This is a genomic window from Pseudoalteromonas sp. G4 (assembly GCF_028875915.1).
Classification (GTDB): domain Bacteria; phylum Pseudomonadota; class Gammaproteobacteria; order Enterobacterales; family Alteromonadaceae; genus Pseudoalteromonas.
Map to the genome: position 1 here is coordinate 1 of NZ_JAPEHW010000141.1, position 2348 is coordinate 2348.

Here is a 2348-nt window from a genome sequence, read left to right on the forward strand (position 1 = left end):
TGTTTCAGTTGAGCTTGCTAAAGGTGCAGATCACGACCAAGCAGTTGTGACTTTAAACGCTCCTAAAGGCGCTGCTTCTGAAGAAGCTTCAGAAGACGCTGCAGAATAATTATTAAGGTGTTAGCACCTTGAATAATATTCAAATGCTTGTGGGCCTGGCTAATCCAGGCCCCGAATACGCTAAAACCCGTCATAATGCTGGTGCATGGTTCATCGAAGAACTAGCCAAACGCTACAACTGTATTCTCAAACACGACTCTAAACATCACGGCCTAGTAGGCAAAGTGATTATTCAAAATCAAGAATTCAAATTATTGATACCTACTACTTTTATGAATTTAAGTGGTAAAGCGGTCAGTAGTTTAGCCAATTTTTACAAAATTCCTGTTGAAAACATTTTAGTCGCACACGATGAAATGGACCTTGAACCGGGCATCGCCAAATTAAAAAAAGGTGGTGGACATGGTGGCCATAACGGACTAAAAGACATTATTAGTAAAATGGCGAACCAAAAAGAATTTATGCGTTTGCGAATTGGTATTGGTCACCCTGGTCATAAAGACAAAGTCACTGGCTGGGTACTAGGCAAAGCCCCCGCCGCAGATCAAGCTCTAATTGATGATGTGGTGGATGAGGCAGTTCGCTGCATGGAAATACTAGCAAAAGACGGTGTGTTAAAAGCACAAAACAGATTACATACATTTAAACCAGTCGCTTAAGACTGGTTTAACTTAGTTTAAGGTTTATTATTATGGGTTTTAAATGTGGCATCGTTGGTCTACCAAATGTAGGTAAATCAACACTATTTAATGCACTTACGCAGGCTGGTATCGAAGCTGCAAACTTTCCATTTTGTACCATCGAACCAAATACAGGCGTTGTAGCGGTTCCAGATTCACGCCTAGATCAACTCGCTGCTATCGTAAATCCACAGAAAGTACTGGCAACAACAATGGAATTTGTTGATATTGCAGGTCTTGTAAAAGGTGCATCGAAAGGTGAAGGTTTAGGTAACCAATTCCTTGCAAATATTCGCGAGACTGACGCAATTGGTCACGTTGTACGTTGTTTTGAAAATGAAAACATTGTACACGTTGCAGGTCAAATTGACCCTGCGGACGATATTGACGTTATTAACACTGAATTAGTACTTGCTGATATGGAAGCGGCTGATCGTGCAGTGCAACGTAACGCTAAAAAAGCAAAAGGCGGCGACAAAGACGCGAAATTCGAACTCGTTGTGCTTGAAAAAGTCAAAGCGCACTTAGATGAAGGCCTGACGCTTCGTTCATTAGAGCTTGAAAAAGAAGAAAAAGCAGCAATCCAGTACATCAACTTCTTAACTATTAAGCCGACAATGTACATTGCCAATGTAAATGACGATGGTTTCGAAAATAACCCATTCTTAGATAAAGTGCGTGAGATTGCAGCGCAAGAGAATGCGGTTGTTGTGCCTGTATGTGCTGAAATCGAAGCTGAACTTTCAGAATTAGACGACGAAGATAAAAAAGAGTTTATGGATGACTTAGGCTTAGAAGAGCCAGGTTTAAACCGTGTAATTCGCGCGGGCTATGAATTGCTTAACTTACAAACCTACTTCACTGCTGGTGTTAAAGAAGTTAGAGCATGGACTATTCCTGTTGGTGCAACTGCACCGCAAGCGGCAGGTAAAATCCACACTGACTTTGAACGCGGCTTTATTCGTGCTCAAACCATCGGCTTTGATGACTACATTGAGTTCAAAGGCGAATCAGGTGCTAAAGAAGCAGGTAAAATGCGTCAAGAAGGTAAAGACTACATCGTTAAAGATGGCGATGTAATGAACTTCTTATTTAACGTATAAGAAAACAGTGTTTAAAAAGGCTCGCATCTGCGGGCCTTTTTTGTTTTAGACAGTTTATTCTGCTATCGCTAAATCATAATTCCCTTCTAAGTACACAAACAGTTTTCTATATAAAGCGGAAGCACTCAACTTAGTTACCAATGAAAATACGTTTACGCTAAGCAAAATAGTGATATCGCTGTGCGCCATCACCTTTGCTAGCAATATTGGTGATATGTAATAGAAAAAGTCTGTTAAACATTATCTCTAAGCTGAACTCACCTTATACTGAGTCAGCATTTAATTGCTGAGTTTAATAAATTAGTGGCTGAGAAAAGATAAATGTGCATGATTTTTAAACTACAAAACGCTACTTTAATATTGGCATTCAATTATAAACAGTTTAAAAGACAAATTTATCAATACAGCTATACTGTTAAATTCAAAATCACACAGAGTTGTTTGTATAATTTTTAACTGAATCATTGGTATGTTGTACGGTTTTTTGCTCAGTTCGAATAAAAAA

General features: G+C 39.2%; 2 protein-coding genes and 1 pseudogene. All 3 read left to right on the forward strand.

The genetic code is table 11. The features are described 5' to 3' along the window. Positions 1 to 109: pseudogene (locus ON073_RS20195) on the forward strand (50S ribosomal protein L25/general stress protein Ctc); the annotation flags it as partial. Positions 110 to 128: 19 nt separating this feature from the next. Continuing rightward, positions 129 to 719 carry an aminoacyl-tRNA hydrolase gene (gene pth / locus ON073_RS20200; RefSeq protein ID WP_038641062.1) on the forward strand — a complete coding sequence of 197 codons (591 nt, stop codon included), beginning with the start codon at positions 129 to 131 and terminating at the stop codon, positions 717 to 719. Positions 720 to 751: 32 nt separating this feature from the next. After that, the gene (gene ychF / locus ON073_RS20205; RefSeq protein ID WP_038641060.1) at positions 752 to 1843 is read left to right on the forward strand and encodes a redox-regulated ATPase YchF; all 1092 of its coding nucleotides are present in this window, start codon (positions 752 to 754) and stop codon (positions 1841 to 1843) included. Positions 1844 to 2348: the final 505 nt, after the last annotated feature.

What these genes read in the sequence shown, in the direction of transcription:
- ychF (WP_038641060.1), top strand. Translation starts at nt 752, where the DNA reads ATGGGTTTTAAATGTGGCATCGTTGGTCTACCAAATGTAGGTAAATCA.